Raw genomic sequence first — 16,186 nt, forward strand, 5'->3', positions numbered from 1 at the left:
TCAGACCTGCTTGGTCACCTGGGTGAACTCCAGCTCCACCGGGGTGGCGCGGCCGAAGATCGACACCGTCACCTTCAGGCGCTGGTTGTCGTCGTCCACCTCTTCCACGTTGCCCGAGAAGCCCTCGAACGGACCGTCGGTCACGTTCACGTTCTCGCCCACCTCGAAGGTGATCAGGCTGCGCGGCGCGGCATCGCTCTCTTCCACCCGGCCCAGGATCGCCTCAACCTCGCTGTCGCGCATCGGCATCGGGCGGCCCTGCGGGCCCAGAAAGCCGGTCACCCGGTTGATCGAGGTGATCAGGTGATAGCCCGCATCGCTCATCTCCATCCGCACCAGCACGTAGCCCGGCATGAAGCGCCGCTCGGCGGTCACCTTCTTGCCCCGGCGCACCTCGATGACCTCCTCGGTCGGCACCAGAACCTCCTCGATCTCATCGGTGAGGTTGGCCGCTTCCGCATCCGTCCGGATCTGCTCGGCCACCTTCTTCTCGAAGTTGGAGAGCACCGCCACCGAATACCACCGTTTCGCCATGTCAAACCTGCTTGCTGTGGCCCCGCGCGGGGGCGTCAATCCGACTCCCCGATAAAAAACGGGCGCGCCGTCGATTCGGGCGCGCCATGTTTTCGGGGATTGATTGGCGGGATACTCTCCCCGCCTTCCGATTTCAAGTCCGTAGGGTGCGCATTCATGGCGCACCCGCCGCCAAGCCTTACCCGAACAGCCCCAGGATCTGCGTCAGACCGGTGCGGATCAGCCAGTCAACGAGGAAGAAGAACACGCCGGTGAGCATCGCCATGATGAAAACCATCACGGTGGTCAGCACCACCTCGCGGCGGGTCGGCCAGACGACCTTGCCCACCTCGGTGCGGACCTGCTGGATGAACTGAAGCGGATTGGCGCGGGCCATGGGGTGCTCTTTCCTCGGGGTTCGTTCCGGGGGCACTTACGGGCTCCGCGCGGCGATTTCAAGGCTGACGGTGCCGCATGCCCCAAACCGTGACATCGCGGGAAGGGCTGGTGGGTCACCGAAGGCGTCGCTGCCCGGAGCAAGCCCCGATCAAACCCGGGCCGCGCCTTCTCAGGCGCTCGCCACCTCGGGCTTGAACCGGCTTGGCGCCACGCCGAACATCCGGCTGAACTCGCGACTGAACTGCGTCGGGCTCTCGTAGCCCACCGCGAAGGCTGCCGCGCTCACGCCCATCCCGTCCGCCTCGATCAGCCGCCGCGCCTCGACCAGCCGTAGACGTTTCTGAAACTGCAGCGGCGTGGTGCCGGTCAGTGCCTTGAAGTGGTCGTGGAAGGTCGAGGCCGACATGCCCGCCAGCCGCGCCAGCCCGGCCACCCGCAGCGGCGCGGTGTAGCTGCGCCGGATCTCGGCGGTGGCACGGGCAATGCGGGCCGCGTGGCTGTCGCGCCGTGACAGCGCCGCCAGCGCCGGGCCGTGCGACGAGTTCAGCAGCCAGAAATGCAGCTCCCGCCGGATCAGCGGGGCAAGCTGGCCGATCGCGGCGGGGGTGTCTTTCAGCCGGTAGAGCCGCGTCAGCCCGTCCATCATCGCCGCATCCGCCACACCCTTGCTCACCACGTCCTTGCGCTCGTCACCGGGCGCGCCCATCTCGGCGGCCAGCTCCGTCAACAGCGCCACGTCAATCTGCAAAGCCAGCGACAGGTAGGGCGCCTCCAGCACCCGCGCCCGCGTCGGCAGATCAAAGGTCACAACAGAGCTTTCCCCGGCCCGAAACGCATAGGGCCGCTCGTGCGACCACACTTCCTTCACCCCCTCCAGAACCACGCAGAGCACCGGCTGGTAAACCACCGGCTCCAGCTCCGTTGGCCGCCGGCAGCGCATCAGCATCAGCCCCGGCACGCCCGTCTGCACCGGCGCGTTCCCGACCCCGGCCCGGTCGGCGTGGTCGTTCAGGGCGGCAATCAGGGCGCGGCGATCCATCGGCAGGGCTCCAGTCATGGTCCGCATGAAGATGCAGCGCAGGCGGCGGCTTTCAACAGGGCGCAGCGGCGGGTTTCGGAGGATCAGGCAGGTCCGGCGGAGAATGCGGCAGGCCCGGAGGGCCGTGGCGGCCAGCTTCTGCGCCATCGCAACTGCTCAGGAGGCACCACAATGCCAACCCAATCCCCCATCGCCCTCATCACCGGCGGCAGCCGTGGCCTCGGCCGCGCCATGGCCACCCATCTCGCGCAAAGCGGGCTCGCGCCGATCATCACCTACAACTCCGATACTGCCGCCGCCGACGAGGTTGTGGCCGAGGCCCGCGCCGCCGGGGTGGAGGCCGCCGCGCTCCACCTCAATGTCGAAGACACCGCCAGCTTCGCCGGTTTCGCCGAGGCCCTCCCCAAGACCCTCGCCGCACTCGGTGGCACGCGGCTCCAGGTTCTGGTGAACAATGCGGGCTATGGCGCCCGGACACCGATCGGCGAAACCGCGGAGGCGGATTTCGACGCGATGATGCAGGTGCACGTCAAGGGCCCCTACCTCTTCACCCAGTCGCTGCTGCCGCTGCTTGCAGATGGCGCGCGTGTACTCAACGTCTCCTCACGCCTCACCCGCTTCTCCTTCCCCGGCATGGCGGCCTATGCCATGGCCAAGGGCGCGGTCGAGGTCATGACCCGGTACATGGCCAACGAGCTCGGCCCGCGCGGCATCGCTGTCAACACGCTGGCACCCGGCGCGATCGAAACCGACTTCGGCGGCGGCATGGTGCGCGACGATCCCGAGATGAAGGCCCGCGTGTCCGCGATGTCGGCCATGGGCCGCCCCGGCCTGCCCAAAGACATCGGCACCGCCGTGGCCGCCCTGCTGGCAGGCCCGAGCAACTGGATCACCGGCCAGCGCATCGAGGCCTCCGGCGGCACGCTGCTCTAGGTCTCGGCGGCACACGATTTTTCTTACGAAAAATCCTTGCCCCCGCAGCGCATCACTCGGCCGGGGCAACCGCTCCGGTCGGGGCATCGGCACGGCTGGCCGCGCGCCAGCGCAGCACCGCCCAAAGCGCGCCGATCACCGCAATGGAAGCATAGCCATCCACCGCGTAGTGATAGCCGGTATAGACCGACAGGAAGAGCACCAGCGCGAGATACCCGAAGCCCGGCAGCGCCAGCCAGCGGCTGCGCTCTGCGAGGTAGAAGGCCGCCACCGCGGCCACCGCCACGTGAACGCTGGGAAAGGCCGAGATGCCGGGGCCGATAGCATTCGCGCCCCGGGCGTAAAGATCCCACAGCGCATCCTGCGTCATCCCGATCACCGTATGCCGGATGCCGCCGTCATTCAGCACCTCGATCAGCCCGGCAAAGCGCTCGCCCCCCAGCAGCCTGTCATAGAAGACCGGCCCCACCGACAGGCCCGAAAGCGCCATCACGTTGCCCAGCAGCACCCAAGCGGCGAGGAAAAGGAGCAAGAAGCGCCTTACCCGCGCCCTGTCGCTGTCGACCAGCACCAGGATCACCGGAAAGAGCAGCGCCCAGACGCCCCACACCTTGGTGTAGGCCAGAAACAGCTTCTGCCCCTCGCCCATCCCGATCAGCCCATGCGCCCAAACCCACGGGTCGACCCCGTGCAGCGCAAGGTCGAGGTCGGCGAAGAACGGGTCTGCGAAGAAGGGCAGGATCATCGGGAAGGCACTCTTCAGCATCATGAAGCCCGATTGCAGCAGCACGCAGGCCACCAACACCTTCAGCAGCGTCCCGCTCCGCCGCCGCACCTGCTGCCAGCCAAGGGCCAGGAACAGCACGATGAGCACCGGCAGGATGCCCAGCATCACGTCGCGGATGAACGAGATAAAGCGGCTCCCGCCAGAGATCGTCTGGCTCGCCACCACGGCAAGATCTGCAACGCTGCCGACAATGAGCGCGGAGGCGACGAGATAGAGCACGGCAAAGCGCAGGAACCATGACACCTCATGGGCCTTCAGGGGTTGGTCCCCCCCCCTGCGCAGATGTGCAATCACGTCACCAAACACGGGTGTGCACCCTTCGATAGCCCCGGCCACCCGCTGATCGGGTTTCCTCGCCGGGGCCAGTCTTGCCCCGGAATTCAGATGGTTTCGGGGCTGAAATCCGCCATTTCATGGGCAGATCGCGCCGATTGTCGGTGCCGCGCCCAGGCCCAGGTGGCCAGGATCACGATGATCGAGGCGTAGCCATCCACCGCGTAGTGCCAGCCGAGGTGCACCGAGAGAAACTGGAAGGCCACCACCACCGCAACCGCCACCGGCGCCAGCCAGCGGGCGCGCTCGTAGAGGTAGAGCGAGACCACGCATGCCAGGCCCACATGCACGCTGGGAAAGGCCGAAATGCCCGAGCCGATCCCCTGCGTGCCGCTCTCGTAGACCCGCCACAGAAAGTCCTGCACCCCGCCCACCGTGCTGTCGCTGATGCCACTGGCCTCCAACGCCGCAATCAGCCCGGCAAAGCGGTCGCCGCCCAGCAGCCGGTCATAGAAGATCGGCCCGGCCGACATGCCGCCGAGCGCCAGCACCGAGCCAAGCAGCGCCCAGCCCACGCAATAGAGCAGCAAGAAGCGGCCCACACGGGCACGGTCGCTGTCGAAGAGCACGAGGATCACCGGCAGATACATCGCCGGCACCAGCCAGGCGCCCATGTAGAGCGCCATGGCCGCGCCGGGCGGGATCCAGCCGCCCACCGCATGGGTCAGCACATAGGGGTCCACCCCAAAGTGCATCAACCGGTCGATCTCGGCCAGGGGCGGGTCGGCCCAGAACGGCAGGGCGTAGGGCAGGCTCGTCTTGACCATGGTGAAGGTCAGGAAAAACAGGTTGCAGGCCATGAGCACCACGAAGGCGCGCGGGATGCGGGCCACCAGGTCACCCTTAGGCAGCACCAAGAACAGCGCGGCGAAGGCAAGGATGAGCCACCATGCCTTCTCCACGAAGAAGATGGCCGAGGTCGGCAGCGCGCCGCCCAGATCGAGGATCAGCGCCACCGGATCGTCGCGCACCAGCACCACGAAGGCCACGCCCGCGAGGAAGTAGAATGCCACGAATCTCAGGAAGTTGCGCATGAACTGCCCGCCTGCTGCTGCCCCGATGATGCTCCGCCTGAGCCAAGCCCGTTTTCCGCCACCCTAGCTTCGCAACCCTTTCCGGACTATTGACTTTCCCTTCTCCGATTGAGTTAAGAGCCCAAGTGTTGCCCTTTCTCCCAGTGAAAGATCCGCCGCGAAAATGGATAAGATACCGATGACCCGCGCGGGCCACACCGCGCTCGATACCGAACTGAAACAGCTCAAGTCCGTTGAGCGCCCGGCGATCATCAAGGCGATCGCCGAGGCCCGCGAGCATGGCGATCTTTCGGAAAATGCCGAGTATCATTCCGCCAAGGAAAAGCAGAGCTTTATCGAAGGCCGGATCAAGGAGATCGAGGGCGTGCTGTCGCTGGCCGAGGTGATCGACCCGGCCAAGCTGTCCGGCTCCATCAAGTTCGGTGCCACGGTCACGGTCGTCGATGAAGATACAGACGCCGAGAAAACCTGGCAGATCGTCGGCGAGCACGAGGCCGACATCGAGCGCGGGCTGCTCAACATCAAGTCCCCCATCGCCCGCGCCCTGATCGGCAAGGACGAGGGCGACAGCGTCGAAGTGCGCACGCCCGGCGGTGAGAAGAGCTACGAAGTCCTGAGCATCAAGTACGTCTGACAGGAGCTTGGCAGGGGTGAGCGACGCCGAGGAATCCAACAGCGCATCGCAACAGTCGATGCGGGCCGCGCCCATGCCGTTGCGCTCGGCGCAGGCCGCGCGCAATGAGGCCGCGGGCGGCTTCGGCGCGGCCGAACTGATCGGCGCGGGGCTCACCCTGCTCTGGGGCCTGATGGTCGGCGGTTTCTTCCTGCTGGTGCCCGAGGGCGATGGCGACAGCTTCGATCCGATCACCTTCGTGATGGTGCTCTTCGCGGTGTTCATGCCGGTGGCGCTGATCTGGGTCGGCGTGGCGGCCGCCCGCAGTTCCAAGATCATGCGCGAAGAGAGCGCGCGGCTCACGGCGGCGGTCGATGCCCTGCGCTCCAGCTATGTCAGCCAGGCCCAGGGCGGCACCAGCGAAGGGCGTAGCTCACCCGTCGAGCGCAAACTCGAAGAGCTGGTGACAGCCCAGCGCAACGCCGAGGCCGCGCTGGCGCGCATCGCCTCCCGCGCGGGGCTGGCGGCCGAGGTGCCCCTGCCCGGCAAGCCCGCCCTCTCGCGCCCCGAGCCGCGCCCCGGGGCCGAGGCCCAGCCCGCCTTCGATCTCGGCACGCCCGCCGTCTCGGGCAGCGCGCCGATCTCGGTCGAGGAGTTCATCCGCGCGCTGAACTTCCCCGAGAACGAGAAGGACAAGGCCGGGTTCGCCGCGCTCCGCAAGGCGCTGCGCGACCGCACGATCTCGGGCCTCGTGCACTCCGCGCAGGATGTGCTCACCCTGCTGTCCGAAGATGGCATCTACATGGATGATCTGTCCCCGGCGCCCGCCCGCCCGGCGGTGTGGCGCAAGTTCGGGCAGGGGCGGCGTGGCGAGGAAATCGCCGGGATGGACGGTGTGAAGGATCGCAGCTGCCTCGCCCTCACCTCGGGCCGGATGCGCGCCGATCCGATCTTCCGCGACGCGGCGCACCACTTCCTGCGCAAGTTCGACCAGACCTTTGCCGCCTTCTCCGAAACCGCCTCGGACACCGAGATCATCGCCGTCTCCGAAACCCGCACCGCCCGCGCCTTCATGCTGCTGGGCAAGGTCTCTGGCACCTTCGACTAGGGCCGCATCCGGCGCGCGCCCTTCCCCTCGCCCGGCCATGGCTTGCTTCACGGCGTGGCAGACCAACCAGGCACGGCCATGATCGACACAGCCCTGCTTCTTCCGCCCCTCCTGCCATGGCTCATATGCGCCATGGCCGTGATCTGCGGCACCTTGATCCAGAAGCTCGCCGGGGCGGGGTTCGGCATGATCGCCGCGCCCGCCATGACGATCGCAGCGCCGGAATGGGTGCCGGGCACGATCCTGCTGCTCGGCGTTCTCTCCGGCATCGGGTCTTTCCTCGGCGCGCGCAATGCAGTCGTGCGCACCGACCTGCCCCCGGGCTTCGCCGGACGCCTCCTCGGCGCGGTGCTCGCCGCCTTCATCGCAAACGCCGTTGTCGGCACCGATGCGCTGCCGGTCATCATCGCGCTCGTCGTCCTGCTGGCCGTCGCCCTCAACCTCGCCGGCCTGTCCTTGCCCATCACCGCCAAAACCCTGTTCGGGGCCGGGATGACAGCCGGGGTCATGGGCACGCTCACCGGGATCGGCGCGCCCCCCATGGCCATTCTCTACTCCGGCGTCGAGTCGCGCAGATCGGCCGCCACCCAGAACGCCTTCTTCGGCTTCGGCATGATCGTTTCCATCGGTGCCCTCGCCGTGGCGGGCCTCATCCGCATGCCCCACATCGCCTTGGCCCTCTCCCTCGCGCCGCTGGTCCTGCTGAGCCTCGTCGCGGTGCGCCCGCTGGTGGCGCGGTTCGAGCGCCGCGCCATCCGCCCCTGGGCGCTCGGGCTCGCGGCCCTCTCGGCCGTGGTCCTTCTGGCAAAGTCGATCTGACCGCCGCGCGCCGTCAGCCCCCAACAGCCCCCTCGTCGCCAAACTCCAGCCAGGCCCGCGCCCCGGGCGAAAGCGCCGCATCCATCACCGCGTCATAGGCCGCAAGCTCCGCCTGCGTCAGCCGCCCCTCCCACTTCCCGCTGCTGCCACTCTCGAAGAAGGCCGCATCGGACCGGAAGAAGCCCTTGCCGCCTGACGGGCAAAAGCGCTCGGCCTCTGTCTTCATGTTGTCGAAACGCGCCGCCTCGACCAATCGCGCCATCACATCCGCCGGATGGGCAACGCCCAGCAGAGCGGCCACCGTCTCGAAAGTGCCCGCAAGATCGCGGCGCATGTCGGCAAAATGGAACAGCGTCACGTTCGCCCTGTCCGCAACCGCCCGCGCCGCCTCGTAATGCCGCAGGATATGCGCCAGCGGCATCGCATCGGTATCAAACCCCTCCGGCCCGCCATCGAGGAACCTGCGAAATGCAACGCCCTCTGCGTCGTCCTCCGGATACCAGTGATCGAACCACCGCAGCGGCGTGTTGCGCACATGGTTGCGAAAGGAGAAATGCGCATCCAGCGGGTGACGAAAGACGCAGAAGTACTGCGCCTGCCCGTCCAGCGGCACCCCGTCCATCGGCGTGTGGCTCTTCATGCTGCGCCGATGGTCCATGGCCTCCAGCCGCGCTGCCAACTCGTCGATGTCGCGAAGCCGGATATCGACCCACGGCATCTTCACCGAAAGCTCTGTCTCCACCCCAGGATCGCCCGAAAGCAGCAGCGCCACGATCGTCTGCATCCAGGTCGTCCCGCATTTCGGCGGCGTCACCACGATCACGTCATCGGGCCGGATCTCCACCGCATCCCAGCGCCGGTTGTCGGTCAGGGGCCCGAGGTAAAGCCTTCTTCCGGTCATGTGCACGCTCCCCGCAATGCCCGCTTTGCGCCGATGCTAGGCCATCCCCCCACCGGAAGAAACAGCACCAAACCTTGCCATGGGCACCGCCTTTCCGTAAGGTTAACCGAGACCAAGGTCTATATTGACACCGCGCTCCACTTACAGAGCTGGGGCTGCCTTTTAGGGCGTGTCAGGCGCGGTGTCCTGACGAGTGTTTCCAAACCGCGATTTGATGAAGGGGGGAGCAATCATGCTGATCGAATTGGCGTTCATCGCCTGCATGCAGACGGCTGTGGAGACCTGCCGAGAAGAGTATATCCGATCCAACCAGGGCACGTTGCTCGGTTGTCTCCTCGGCGCACAGGCCGAACTTGCACAATGGGCGAACCGGCACGCCGAGTGGCGGATCGAGAGCTACAGGTGCCACTACGTCGACGAGACGGCACAGAAAATCTGAGCAGGCCCGCGCCTCAGCCCGCCACCGCCTGCCCGGCGGCGACCCCGCTCGCCCAGGCCCACTGAAAATTGTAGCCCCCCAGCCAGCCCGTCACATCCACCGCTTCGCCGATGAAGTAGAGGCCCGGCACCTTCTTCGCTTCCATCGTCTTGCTCGAAAGCTCGGCGGTCGAAACGCCGCCCGCCGTCACCTCGGCCTTGGCATAGCCCTCCGTCCCGTCGGGATGAAACTCCAGCCCCTCCAGCACCGCCGCCGCCCGCTCCAGCTCGCGGTCCGGGGCGTTGCCCATTTCGGTCGCCAGCCCGATCCGCTCTGCCAGCGCCTCGGCCAGACGGCCGGGCAGGTGCTCGGAGAGCGCCGCCTTCAGCCCCGCACGCGGCGCCTTCGCCCGCGCCGCCTTCAGCCGCTCCAGCGCGCCCGGCAACACGTTCAGCCGCACCGCCTCGCCCTCGCGCCAGTAGCTCGACACCTGCAAGATCGCCGGGCCGGAGAGGCCGCGATGGGTGAAGAGCGTGGCCTCCTCGAATGAGACGCCGCCCGCCGTCGCCACCGAGGGCACGGCGACGCCCGAGATGGTGGTGAAGAGCCTGTCCGCCTCCGGCAGGGTGAAGGGCACCAGCGCCGGGCGTGGCTCTACCAGGTCCAGCGCGAACTGCCGGGCAATCTCATAGGCCCGCCCGCTCGCCCCCATCTTCGGGATCGACGGCCCGCCGGTCGCCACGATCAGCTTCGGCGCGCACGCACCCGCCACCTCGAATTGCCCATCGCGGTGCCGCACCGCCGTGCCGCTCACGCCCAGCCGGGTTTCCACCCCGACCTTGGCGCACTCCGCCTCCAGCATTGCCACGATCTGCCGCGCCGAGCCGTCGCAGAAGAGCTGGCCCAGGGTTTTCTCGTGCCAGGCGATGCCGTGGCGATCCACCAGGTCGATGAAATCCCATTGCGTGTAGCGGCTCAGCGCCGACTTGGCGAAATGCGGATTCTCCGACAGGTAGCAGCCCGGTTCGATGCCGAGATTGGTGAAGTTGCAGCGCCCGCCGCCGGAAATCAGGATCTTCTTGCCCGCCTTCTCGGCATGGTCCAGCAGCAGCACCCGCGCCCCGGCCTGCCCGGCGGTTGCGGCGGCCATCAGCCCGGCGCCGCCCGCGCCCAGTATGATCACATCATAGCTCATCGCCGACGGTCTAAACCGCCTGCAGGCTGGGTGAAACCCACCCCCCGAGCCGCTCTTCGGCGCTAGCGGTCCTCACCGAAGCTGCGAAGAGGGGCCGAAGGGCCCCGATGAGCTGCTCGGCTCCACGCCTGCCACCATCGTCGTGGCCCGCCGAAACCCCAGCAACGGCGCCAGCACCCCGGCCCGCATCTCGCCCCGCGCCACGAACCCGCAGCGCTCATACAGCGCGCGCGCCCTCTCATTGCCCTCGATCACGTCCAGACGCACCTCACCGCAACCCCGGCGCGCCGCCTCCGCGATGATCGCCCCGATCAGCGCCGTGCCAACACCCCGGCCCCGCGCGCGCTCGGCCACGAAGATCCCGTCCATCAGCAGCTGCCCGGGCACCATCTGTCGCTCGAACAGCTCCAGCAACGGCCCGCGCCAGGCAGCGCCGAACCAGCCGTAATGCCGTGCCATCTCGGCAAACCCACCGGCCAGAAACCCGCCCTCGGGCGTCTTGAACCCGGCCACGCCCAGCAACTGCCCGCGCTCCGCCGCCGAAATCGCAAACCCGGGCTGGATGACCTCGGCAATAAAGCCCAGCGCCTTCCGGTCCGGCCACATGATCCGCCCCAGTTTGCCCCGGAACGCCGCCCAGAACAGCCGCGCCACCTCGTCCCGGTGTGCCGCGTCGAATCCGGCCCGGATTTCCATCTAGAGCCCCAGCGCCGCATAGGGGATGAAGCGCACCGGATCGCCCCGCTTCACCTCCAACGCCCCATCAGGCAGTTCCACCAGCCCCCCGGCCCAGGTCAGCCCGCTGATCCGGCCGGAGCCCTCGGAAGCAAACACCTCCACCCCCTCGGGCCCCATCCGCGCGCGCAGAAACTCCCGCCGCCCGGGCTTCTTGCGCTTCTCGAAGGCGGCGGGCACCTCAAAGCCCTCCGGCTCCAGCCAGTGTCCGCCCGCCAGCACCTCCAGCGCAGGCCGGGCAAAGATCGCCGCCGTCACAAGCGTCGCCACCGGGTTGCCCGGCAGACCAAACAGCGGCACCCCGCCCCAGCGGCCCAGCGCCAGCGGACGGCCCGGCTTCAGGGCGATGCGCCAGGCCGTCAGGTCACCCTCCGTGCGCAACAGCGCCGAGAGGTGGTCTTCATCGCCAGCCGAGGCGCCGCCCGACGTCAGGATCACATCTGCCTCCGCGCCGGTCAGTGCCGCGCGCAAGGCGTCGCGATCATCGCCCACGCGGCCAAGGTCCACCGCCGCATGGCCCCAGCCCGCGACCATCGCAAGCAGCATCGGGCGATTGGCATCATGCGTATCATGCGGCCCCGTCGCCTCGCCCGGCTCCACGATCTCGTCACCGGTCGAAAGCACACCCACCCGCAGCGGCCTGCGCACCTCCAGGTCGGCCACGCCGGTCGCGGCGATCAGGGCCACATCGGGCGCTCGCAGCCGGTGGCCGGGCGCAAGCAGCACCTCGCCTGCGTCCACATCCTCCCCCGCCCGGCGGGTGTTCGCCCCCAGGCGCGGCGGGCGCGCAAAGGCAAGCCGGGTTTCGCTCGAGGCCGTGTCCTCTTCCAGCACCACCGTGTCCACGCCCTCCGGCAACAGGGCGCCGGTCAGGATGCGCAGGGCCTGTCCCGCCGGAACAGAGCCTGAAAACGGCGCACCCGCCGCCGCCCGCCCGGGCGTTATCTCCATCTCGATCCGCCCCGCGCCGTCCGGGGCGGGCAGGCCACCATGCGCAAAGCCCCAGCCGTCCACCGCGGCATTCGCGCCCGGCGGGTTGGCCCGCGCCGCCCGCACCTCTCTCGCAAGGACGCGCCCCGTCGCCGCGGCCACCGGCACCCACTCGGCCCCCGCGACCGGGTTCAACCACTCCCGCAGCCGCGCAAGTGCCGCGTCCACCGGCACCCAGTCCACTCCGGGCGGAAGGGCGAAGCAGTCGTCCTTCATCGCAGGGGGCTGCAACGCCTGCAGGGCAGAACTTGTCCCGCCGTCCCGACCGATCCCCAGGATCCACCCCTCCTCGGGCGCATCCACATCGAGCAGCGCCGCCATCTCATCCGGCGCCACGCGCGCCATCCGGTCGGCCAGCCGCCTCACCTGTTCCCGATCCGGGATCTCATCCGTGGTCGCCCGCGGCGGCACCACCAGCGACGGCCAGATCTCCACCAGCGCCACCGGGCCGTCCAGCGGCTCGAACGGCCAGGCCCTCGCGCCCGTGGCCCTGCGCAGCCGCGCCAGCACCGGCAACCCGGTCAGCACCTGAGAGCCCACCGAGCCTGCCCCGCTCATCTGCCAGCAGGTAAACGCCCCCTTCGCCAGCCGCTCCACCTTGCGGCGATCCGGGAAGGGATTGCGATAGGCCTCCTTCCGCCTCGGCAGCCCGTCAATCTCCCGCGTCAGCCCGTTGCCCCAGAACGGCCCCGCGCCCCCGCCCACCGCTCGGTTGATCTCTGCGGCAAGGTCAAAGCGGTTGCTCTCGCCGCCGCTGTCCTCCAGCCGCGCCTCGATCCAGTCCCACAACGCCAGCGGATCGTCCGAGCCGCACACCGCCCGGGCAAACCCCGCCGGGTAGCCGAAGGGAAAGTCGAAGCCGACCATCACCCGGCGGCCTGCCGCCACCTCAGCCGAAATCAGCGCGCCCAGCCGCGCCTCGGCCACGCTGCGGTTGCGGCAATACTCGGGTTCCCGGCCCGCCACACCGATCCAGATGGCATCCTTCTTCGGGGCCGCGCCACGGTCTTTCCCGCCCGACCAGTCCACCATGATGAAGGTGTCAAACGGCTCCAAGCCCCACCTCCCGCAGCACGAAATCGGCGATTCCAGCCGTGTCGTCGAGGTCGAAGACCGGCACGCCAACCTCCACCGGCACATCGCTGGCCACGGCTACGATCCCGCTGTCCTCCGGCGCCAGAAGCCCCGCGCCCGTCACGCCGCGGTGCGCCTCGATCCGCGTATGGCCCTCGCGCTTGTAGCCTTCGACCAGCACCAGATCGACCGGGGCGAGCTTGCCCAGCAGTTCGCCCAGCTCCGGCGCGGGGCCCTCGTGCATCAGTGCCCAGCGCGTGCCGCTGGCCACCAGCACCTCGCGCGCGCCCGCCTTGCGATGCCGCCAGCTGTCCTTGCCCTCCTGGTCCGGATCGAAGGCATGATGCGCATGTTTCACCGTGCTCACGCTGAAGCCGCGCCCCGAGATCTCGGCCACCAGCCGCTCCATCAGCCCGGTCTTGCCGCTGTTCTTCCAGCCCACGACGCCAAACACCTTCACAACATCAACTCCGCCTTTGCGAGGTCTTCCGGCGTGTTCACATTGAAGAAGGCGTCCGAGGAACCAAAGACGACCTCCCGCCCGTCATGCCTGTCGGTCCATTGCACCACCTTGCGCACGCCACCCTTTAGCGCGGCTTCGAGGTCGTCGGCCAGCGCCACCGGCCAGAGGCCGAAGGTCGGCTGCCGCCGCACCCGCCCGGCCTCGCGCACCGCCGCCAGCACGGGCGAAGAGGCGGCACCGCCGGCGATGAGCCGCTCCACCAGATCACGCGGAAAGAACGGCGTGTCGGCGGCCACGCTCACCACCTGTTCCGCGCCCTGTGCCTCCGCCCAGCGCATCCCCGCCAGCACACCCGCAAGCGGCCCGGCAAAGCCCTCCACCGGATCGGCCACCACCGGCAGCCCGAAGGCCTCGAACCGGGCCGGATCGCCGTTGGCGTTCAGGCACATTGCCTCCACCTGCGGGTCCAGCCGCTGGATCACCCGGCCAAGCAGGCTCACCCCGCCCAGCTCCAGCAACCCCTTGTCGCCACCACCCATCCGCCTGGCCTGGCCGCCCGCAAGGATCACGCCCATCACCGTCATGCCGCCCTCCATGCCTTCAACTGAGCCCGCACCTCGTCGGGCGTAACATCCGTCGGCAAGGCCGCGTCGGGCACCACGATGATCGCCGTGCCCACCAGCAGCCCGGTGCCCGCAGGCATGCGAAAGATGTCATTCACGATCTCCCATGTCGCCTCCACGGTGCTCAGGTCGGTCTCCACCCTGTAGCCCTCCGGCCCCAGCCGCATCCGCCATGGCCCGAGCCGGTTCTGATGCGCCTGCCAGCGCGCTTTCACGCGCCGCCACTGCCACCGACCCCTCAGAATCATGAGGCCGAACATGGCATAGAGCCCCGCGAGGAAACCGATGAAGACAGGCAGCGTGATCCACCGCCCGATCCACTCAGCATAAACCGAAAGGATGATCCCCACCGCCAGCGCGATTGCGAGGACGAAGAGCAGCGGTTTCCACAGGCGCTGCCCGCGGGCCGGGTCACGCCGCGCCATCGCCCGCATCGCCGCCCGTGCCTCCTGCCAGGTGGGGGTGAATGTTACCTCGATCTCGCTCATCCCGGCCACTCCAGCCGCTCTTCCCCCGACAGGCACACAAACCGCTCGCCGCGCATCCGGCCCACCAGCGTCAGGCCCACCTTGCGGGCAATCTCCACGCCCCAGGCAGTGAAGCCCGAGCGGCTCACCAGCGCCGGAATGCCCATGATCGCGCATTTGATGACCATCTCGCTTGTGAGCCGCCCGGTGGTGTAAAGCACCTTGTTCCCGGCCTCGGCGCCCTCTCGCAGCATCCAGCCCGCCACCTTGTCCACCGCGTTATGCCGCCCCACGTCTTCCATGTAGACAAGCGGGCGCGCGCCCTCACAGAGCACCGTGCCATGGATCGCCCCCGCTTCGAGGTAGAGGCTCGGGGTGGTGTTGATCTCCTTGGCCAGCGCGTAAAGATCCGCCACCTTCACCCGCGCCTCCGGCAGGGTCAGCCCCTCCAGCCCCTCCATCATGTCACCAAAGACGGTGCCAACGGCGCACCCGCTGGTGCGCACCTTCTTGGAGAGCTTCGCCTCGTAGTCCGTCTCGCGCCCCGTGCGCACCACCACCACGCCCAACTCGTCGTCATAATCCACCCGCTCAAGCTCACCGGCCCGCAGCATCCCCTGATTGGCGAGGAAGCCCATGGCGAGCAGTTCCGGATGGTCGCCGATGGTCATCGCGGTCACAATCTCGGTGCGGTTGAGGTAGATCGTCAGCGGGCGCTCCTCCACCACCCGCATCTCCACCTCGCGGCCCTCATGGTCGTGTCCCGTTACGCGACGGGTCAACCCCGCCGCCTCCGTGTCAGGAGCCACTAGGTAATTACTTGACGTGCTCAAGTTTGCTGCCATCTTCTCCCCCGAACGGGCCAGCTTCCGGCCCATGCTAGAGGCCACGGATGGCATCCACCACACCGAAAAAAGCCTATGCCTCCGGCATCCGCGCCGGGCTGCCGTTTCTCATCGTGGTGGTGCCCTTCGGCATGATCTTCGGGGTGATCGGCATGGAGGCGGGGCTCAACATCGCCGAGGTGATGGGCTTCACCGTGCTGGTCATCGCGGGCGGCGCGCAGATCACCGCGCTGCAACTGATGCAGGACAATGCGCCAACCCTCATCGTGCTGGCCACCGCGCTGGCGGTGAACGCCCGGATGGCGATGTATTCCGCCTCCATGGCACCCCACCTGGGCAGCGCGCCGATGTGGCAGAAGGCCCTCATCTCCTACCTGCTGGTCGACCAGAGCTATGCCGCCTCGGTCCTGAAATACGAAGAAGAGCCCCAGTGGGACGTGCGCACCAAGGTCGCCTACTTCCTCGGCACCGTCACCCCCGTGGCGCCGATGTGGTATCTCGGCACGCTCGCCGGGGCGCTCGCCGGGCAGGCCATCCCCGAAAGCTGGTCGCTCGACGTGGCGGTGCCGCTGGCCTTCCTCGCCATCGTCGCGCCGGGCCTGCGCACCCCCGCCCATATCGTCGCCGCCTTCGTTGCACTGGTCGCCTCGCTCCTGCTGGCCTGGCTGCCCTTCTCCCTCGGCGTAATCGCAGCGGGGATGCTCGGCATGGTCGCGGGGGCCGAAGCCGAGCGCGCGCTCGCCCGGAGGGCCGGCTGATGGAAGGCTACCCGATCTGGCTCATCATCGCCGCGCTCGCCGTGGGCACCTTCCTGATCCGCTTCAGCTTCATCGGCCTCACCGGCACCCGCCCCCTGCCCGAGGGGCTTCTGCGCTACCTGCGCTACACGCCCGTGGC

At 68.3% G+C, this 16,186-nt stretch carries 20 protein-coding genes; 7 read left to right on the plus strand and 13 right to left on the minus strand.

The genetic code is table 11. The features are described from left to right. The 3 genes from nusG to DYI42_RS14225 all read right to left on the minus strand — a co-directional run bounded on the left by nusG (position 1) and on the right by DYI42_RS14225 (position 2,098). Positions 1–534, minus strand: coding sequence for a transcription termination/antitermination protein NusG (nusG, locus tag DYI42_RS14215; RefSeq protein WP_213546654.1), 534 nt, complete (start codon positions 532–534; stop codon positions 1–3). 178 nt (positions 535–712) lie between these two features. Beyond that, positions 713–910, minus strand: a complete 198-nt coding sequence (secE, locus tag DYI42_RS14220; RefSeq protein ID WP_213546655.1) for a preprotein translocase subunit SecE — start codon at positions 908–910, stop codon at positions 713–715. 171 nt (positions 911–1,081) lie between these two features. After that, positions 1,082–2,098, minus strand: coding sequence for an AraC family transcriptional regulator (locus tag DYI42_RS14225; protein WP_213546656.1), 1,017 nt, complete (start codon positions 2,096–2,098; stop codon positions 1,082–1,084). A gap of 24 nt (positions 2,099–2,122) precedes the next feature. On the opposite strand from DYI42_RS14225, the gene DYI42_RS14230 reads away from it, so the two are divergent. After that, complete coding sequence (locus DYI42_RS14230) at positions 2,123–2,884, plus strand: SDR family NAD(P)-dependent oxidoreductase (RefSeq protein ID WP_213546657.1); 762 nt, start codon at positions 2,123–2,125, stop codon at positions 2,882–2,884. Positions 2,885–2,936: 52 nt separating this feature from the next. Here the strand turns inward: DYI42_RS14230 and DYI42_RS24595 are convergent, their stop codons facing one another. Beyond that, positions 2,937–3,914 carry a phosphatase PAP2 family protein gene (locus DYI42_RS24595; RefSeq protein ID WP_213546658.1) on the minus strand — a complete coding sequence of 326 codons (978 nt, stop codon included), beginning with the start codon at positions 3,912–3,914 and terminating at the stop codon, positions 2,937–2,939. Positions 3,915–4,051: 137 nt separating this feature from the next. Then, the gene (locus tag DYI42_RS14240) at positions 4,052–5,038 is read right to left on the minus strand and encodes a phosphatase PAP2 family protein (RefSeq protein ID WP_213546659.1); all 987 of its coding nucleotides are present in this window, start codon (positions 5,036–5,038) and stop codon (positions 4,052–4,054) included. A 163-nt stretch (positions 5,039–5,201) separates the two neighbouring features. Here DYI42_RS14240 and greA point away from each other — a divergent pair, with 163 nt between their 5' ends. The 3 genes from greA to DYI42_RS14255 all read left to right on the plus strand — a co-directional run bounded on the left by greA (position 5,202) and on the right by DYI42_RS14255 (position 7,578). Next, the gene (gene greA / locus DYI42_RS14245; RefSeq protein ID WP_213546660.1) at positions 5,202–5,672 is read left to right on the plus strand and encodes a transcription elongation factor GreA; all 471 of its coding nucleotides are present in this window, start codon (positions 5,202–5,204) and stop codon (positions 5,670–5,672) included. 16 nt (positions 5,673–5,688) lie between these two features. Beyond that, entirely contained in the window at positions 5,689–6,759 is a 1,071-nt protein-coding gene (locus DYI42_RS14250; protein ID WP_213546661.1) for a hypothetical protein, read from the plus strand. 78 nt (positions 6,760–6,837) lie between these two features. Next, positions 6,838–7,578 (plus strand): TSUP family transporter, encoded by a 741-nt coding sequence (locus tag DYI42_RS14255; protein WP_244867930.1) that lies wholly within the window; start codon positions 6,838–6,840, stop codon positions 7,576–7,578. A gap of 13 nt (positions 7,579–7,591) precedes the next feature. Here the strand turns inward: DYI42_RS14255 and DYI42_RS14260 are convergent, their stop codons facing one another. Continuing rightward, on the minus strand, positions 7,592–8,479 hold the full coding sequence (locus DYI42_RS14260) for a sulfotransferase domain-containing protein (protein WP_213546662.1): 888 nt from the start codon (positions 8,477–8,479) through the stop codon (positions 7,592–7,594). Between the two features lie 232 nt (positions 8,480–8,711). Here DYI42_RS14260 and DYI42_RS14265 point away from each other — a divergent pair, with 232 nt between their 5' ends. Beyond that, positions 8,712–8,918 (plus strand): hypothetical protein, encoded by a 207-nt coding sequence (locus DYI42_RS14265; RefSeq protein ID WP_244867931.1) that lies wholly within the window; start codon positions 8,712–8,714, stop codon positions 8,916–8,918. Between the two features lie 13 nt (positions 8,919–8,931). Here the strand turns inward: DYI42_RS14265 and DYI42_RS14270 are convergent, their stop codons facing one another. From DYI42_RS14270 to DYI42_RS14300, 7 genes are all read right to left on the minus strand, one after another. Further along, on the minus strand, positions 8,932–10,092 hold the full coding sequence (locus tag DYI42_RS14270; protein WP_213546663.1) for an NAD(P)/FAD-dependent oxidoreductase: 1,161 nt from the start codon (positions 10,090–10,092) through the stop codon (positions 8,932–8,934). Between the two features lie 72 nt (positions 10,093–10,164). Continuing rightward, positions 10,165–10,788 (minus strand): GNAT family N-acetyltransferase, encoded by a 624-nt coding sequence (locus tag DYI42_RS14275; protein WP_213546664.1) that lies wholly within the window; start codon positions 10,786–10,788, stop codon positions 10,165–10,167. Continuing rightward, entirely contained in the window at positions 10,789–12,849 is a 2,061-nt protein-coding gene (locus DYI42_RS14280) for a molybdopterin-binding protein (RefSeq protein ID WP_213546673.1), read from the minus strand. It lies immediately after the preceding gene. 10 nt (positions 12,850–12,859) lie between these two features. Continuing rightward, positions 12,860–13,351: a molybdopterin-guanine dinucleotide biosynthesis protein B gene (gene mobB, locus DYI42_RS14285; protein ID WP_213546665.1), complete on the minus strand. Its 492-nt coding sequence runs from the start codon at positions 13,349–13,351 to the stop codon at positions 12,860–12,862. Continuing rightward, a complete protein-coding gene (gene mobA / locus DYI42_RS14290) occupies positions 13,348–13,938 on the minus strand; it encodes a molybdenum cofactor guanylyltransferase MobA (RefSeq protein ID WP_213546666.1) in 591 nt (196 codons plus the stop codon). The genes mobB and mobA overlap by 4 nt, the downstream gene beginning before the upstream one ends. Beyond that, entirely contained in the window at positions 13,935–14,465 is a 531-nt protein-coding gene (locus DYI42_RS14295) for a hypothetical protein (protein ID WP_213546667.1), read from the minus strand. The genes mobA and DYI42_RS14295 overlap by 4 nt, the downstream gene beginning before the upstream one ends. Continuing rightward, positions 14,462–15,289, minus strand: a complete 828-nt coding sequence (locus DYI42_RS14300) for a formate dehydrogenase accessory sulfurtransferase FdhD (RefSeq protein ID WP_213546668.1) — start codon at positions 15,287–15,289, stop codon at positions 14,462–14,464. The genes DYI42_RS14295 and DYI42_RS14300 overlap by 4 nt, the downstream gene beginning before the upstream one ends. A gap of 47 nt (positions 15,290–15,336) precedes the next feature. Here DYI42_RS14300 and DYI42_RS14305 point away from each other — a divergent pair, with 47 nt between their 5' ends. Then, positions 15,337–16,047 carry an AzlC family ABC transporter permease gene (locus tag DYI42_RS14305; protein ID WP_213546669.1) on the plus strand — a complete coding sequence of 237 codons (711 nt, stop codon included), beginning with the start codon at positions 15,337–15,339 and terminating at the stop codon, positions 16,045–16,047. Next, positions 16,047–16,186: AzlD domain-containing protein (locus tag DYI42_RS14310; RefSeq protein WP_213546674.1), on the plus strand; the 140-nt coding region annotated here is incomplete at its 3' end. The genes DYI42_RS14305 and DYI42_RS14310, both read left to right, overlap by 1 nt.

Origin of the sequence: Vannielia litorea (assembly GCF_018424695.1) — a bacterium.
Classification (GTDB): Bacteria; Pseudomonadota; Alphaproteobacteria; order Rhodobacterales; family Rhodobacteraceae; genus Vannielia; species Vannielia litorea_A.

Coding starts and splice junctions, on each gene's coding strand:
- nusG (WP_213546654.1), bottom strand. CDS start 534: ATGGCGAAACGGTGGTATTCGGTGGCGGTGCTCTCCAACTTCGAGAAG.
- secE (WP_213546655.1), bottom strand. CDS start 910: ATGGCCCGCGCCAATCCGCTTCAGTTCATCCAGCAGGTCCGCACCGAG.
- DYI42_RS14225 (WP_213546656.1), bottom strand. CDS start 2,098: ATGGCGCAGAAGCTGGCCGCCACGGCCCTCCGGGCCTGCCGCATTCTC.
- DYI42_RS14230 (WP_213546657.1), top strand. CDS start 2,123: ATGCCAACCCAATCCCCCATCGCCCTCATCACCGGCGGCAGCCGTGGC.
- DYI42_RS14240 (WP_213546659.1), bottom strand. CDS start 5,038: ATGCGCAACTTCCTGAGATTCGTGGCATTCTACTTCCTCGCGGGCGTG.
- greA (WP_213546660.1), top strand. CDS start 5,202: ATGGATAAGATACCGATGACCCGCGCGGGCCACACCGCGCTCGATACC.
- DYI42_RS14255 (WP_244867930.1), top strand. CDS start 6,838: ATGATCGACACAGCCCTGCTTCTTCCGCCCCTCCTGCCATGGCTCATA.
- DYI42_RS14260 (WP_213546662.1), bottom strand. CDS start 8,479: ATGACCGGAAGAAGGCTTTACCTCGGGCCCCTGACCGACAACCGGCGC.
- DYI42_RS14265 (WP_244867931.1), top strand. CDS start 8,712: ATGCTGATCGAATTGGCGTTCATCGCCTGCATGCAGACGGCTGTGGAG.
- DYI42_RS14270 (WP_213546663.1), bottom strand. CDS start 10,092: ATGAGCTATGATGTGATCATACTGGGCGCGGGCGGCGCCGGGCTGATG.
- DYI42_RS14275 (WP_213546664.1), bottom strand. CDS start 10,788: ATGGAAATCCGGGCCGGATTCGACGCGGCACACCGGGACGAGGTGGCG.
- DYI42_RS14280 (WP_213546673.1), bottom strand. CDS start 12,849: ATGGTGGACTGGTCGGGCGGGAAAGACCGTGGCGCGGCCCCGAAGAAG.
- mobA (WP_213546666.1), bottom strand. CDS start 13,938: ATGACGGTGATGGGCGTGATCCTTGCGGGCGGCCAGGCCAGGCGGATG.
- DYI42_RS14295 (WP_213546667.1), bottom strand. CDS start 14,465: ATGAGCGAGATCGAGGTAACATTCACCCCCACCTGGCAGGAGGCACGG.
- DYI42_RS14300 (WP_213546668.1), bottom strand. CDS start 15,289: ATGGCAGCAAACTTGAGCACGTCAAGTAATTACCTAGTGGCTCCTGAC.
- DYI42_RS14305 (WP_213546669.1), top strand. CDS start 15,337: ATGGCATCCACCACACCGAAAAAAGCCTATGCCTCCGGCATCCGCGCC.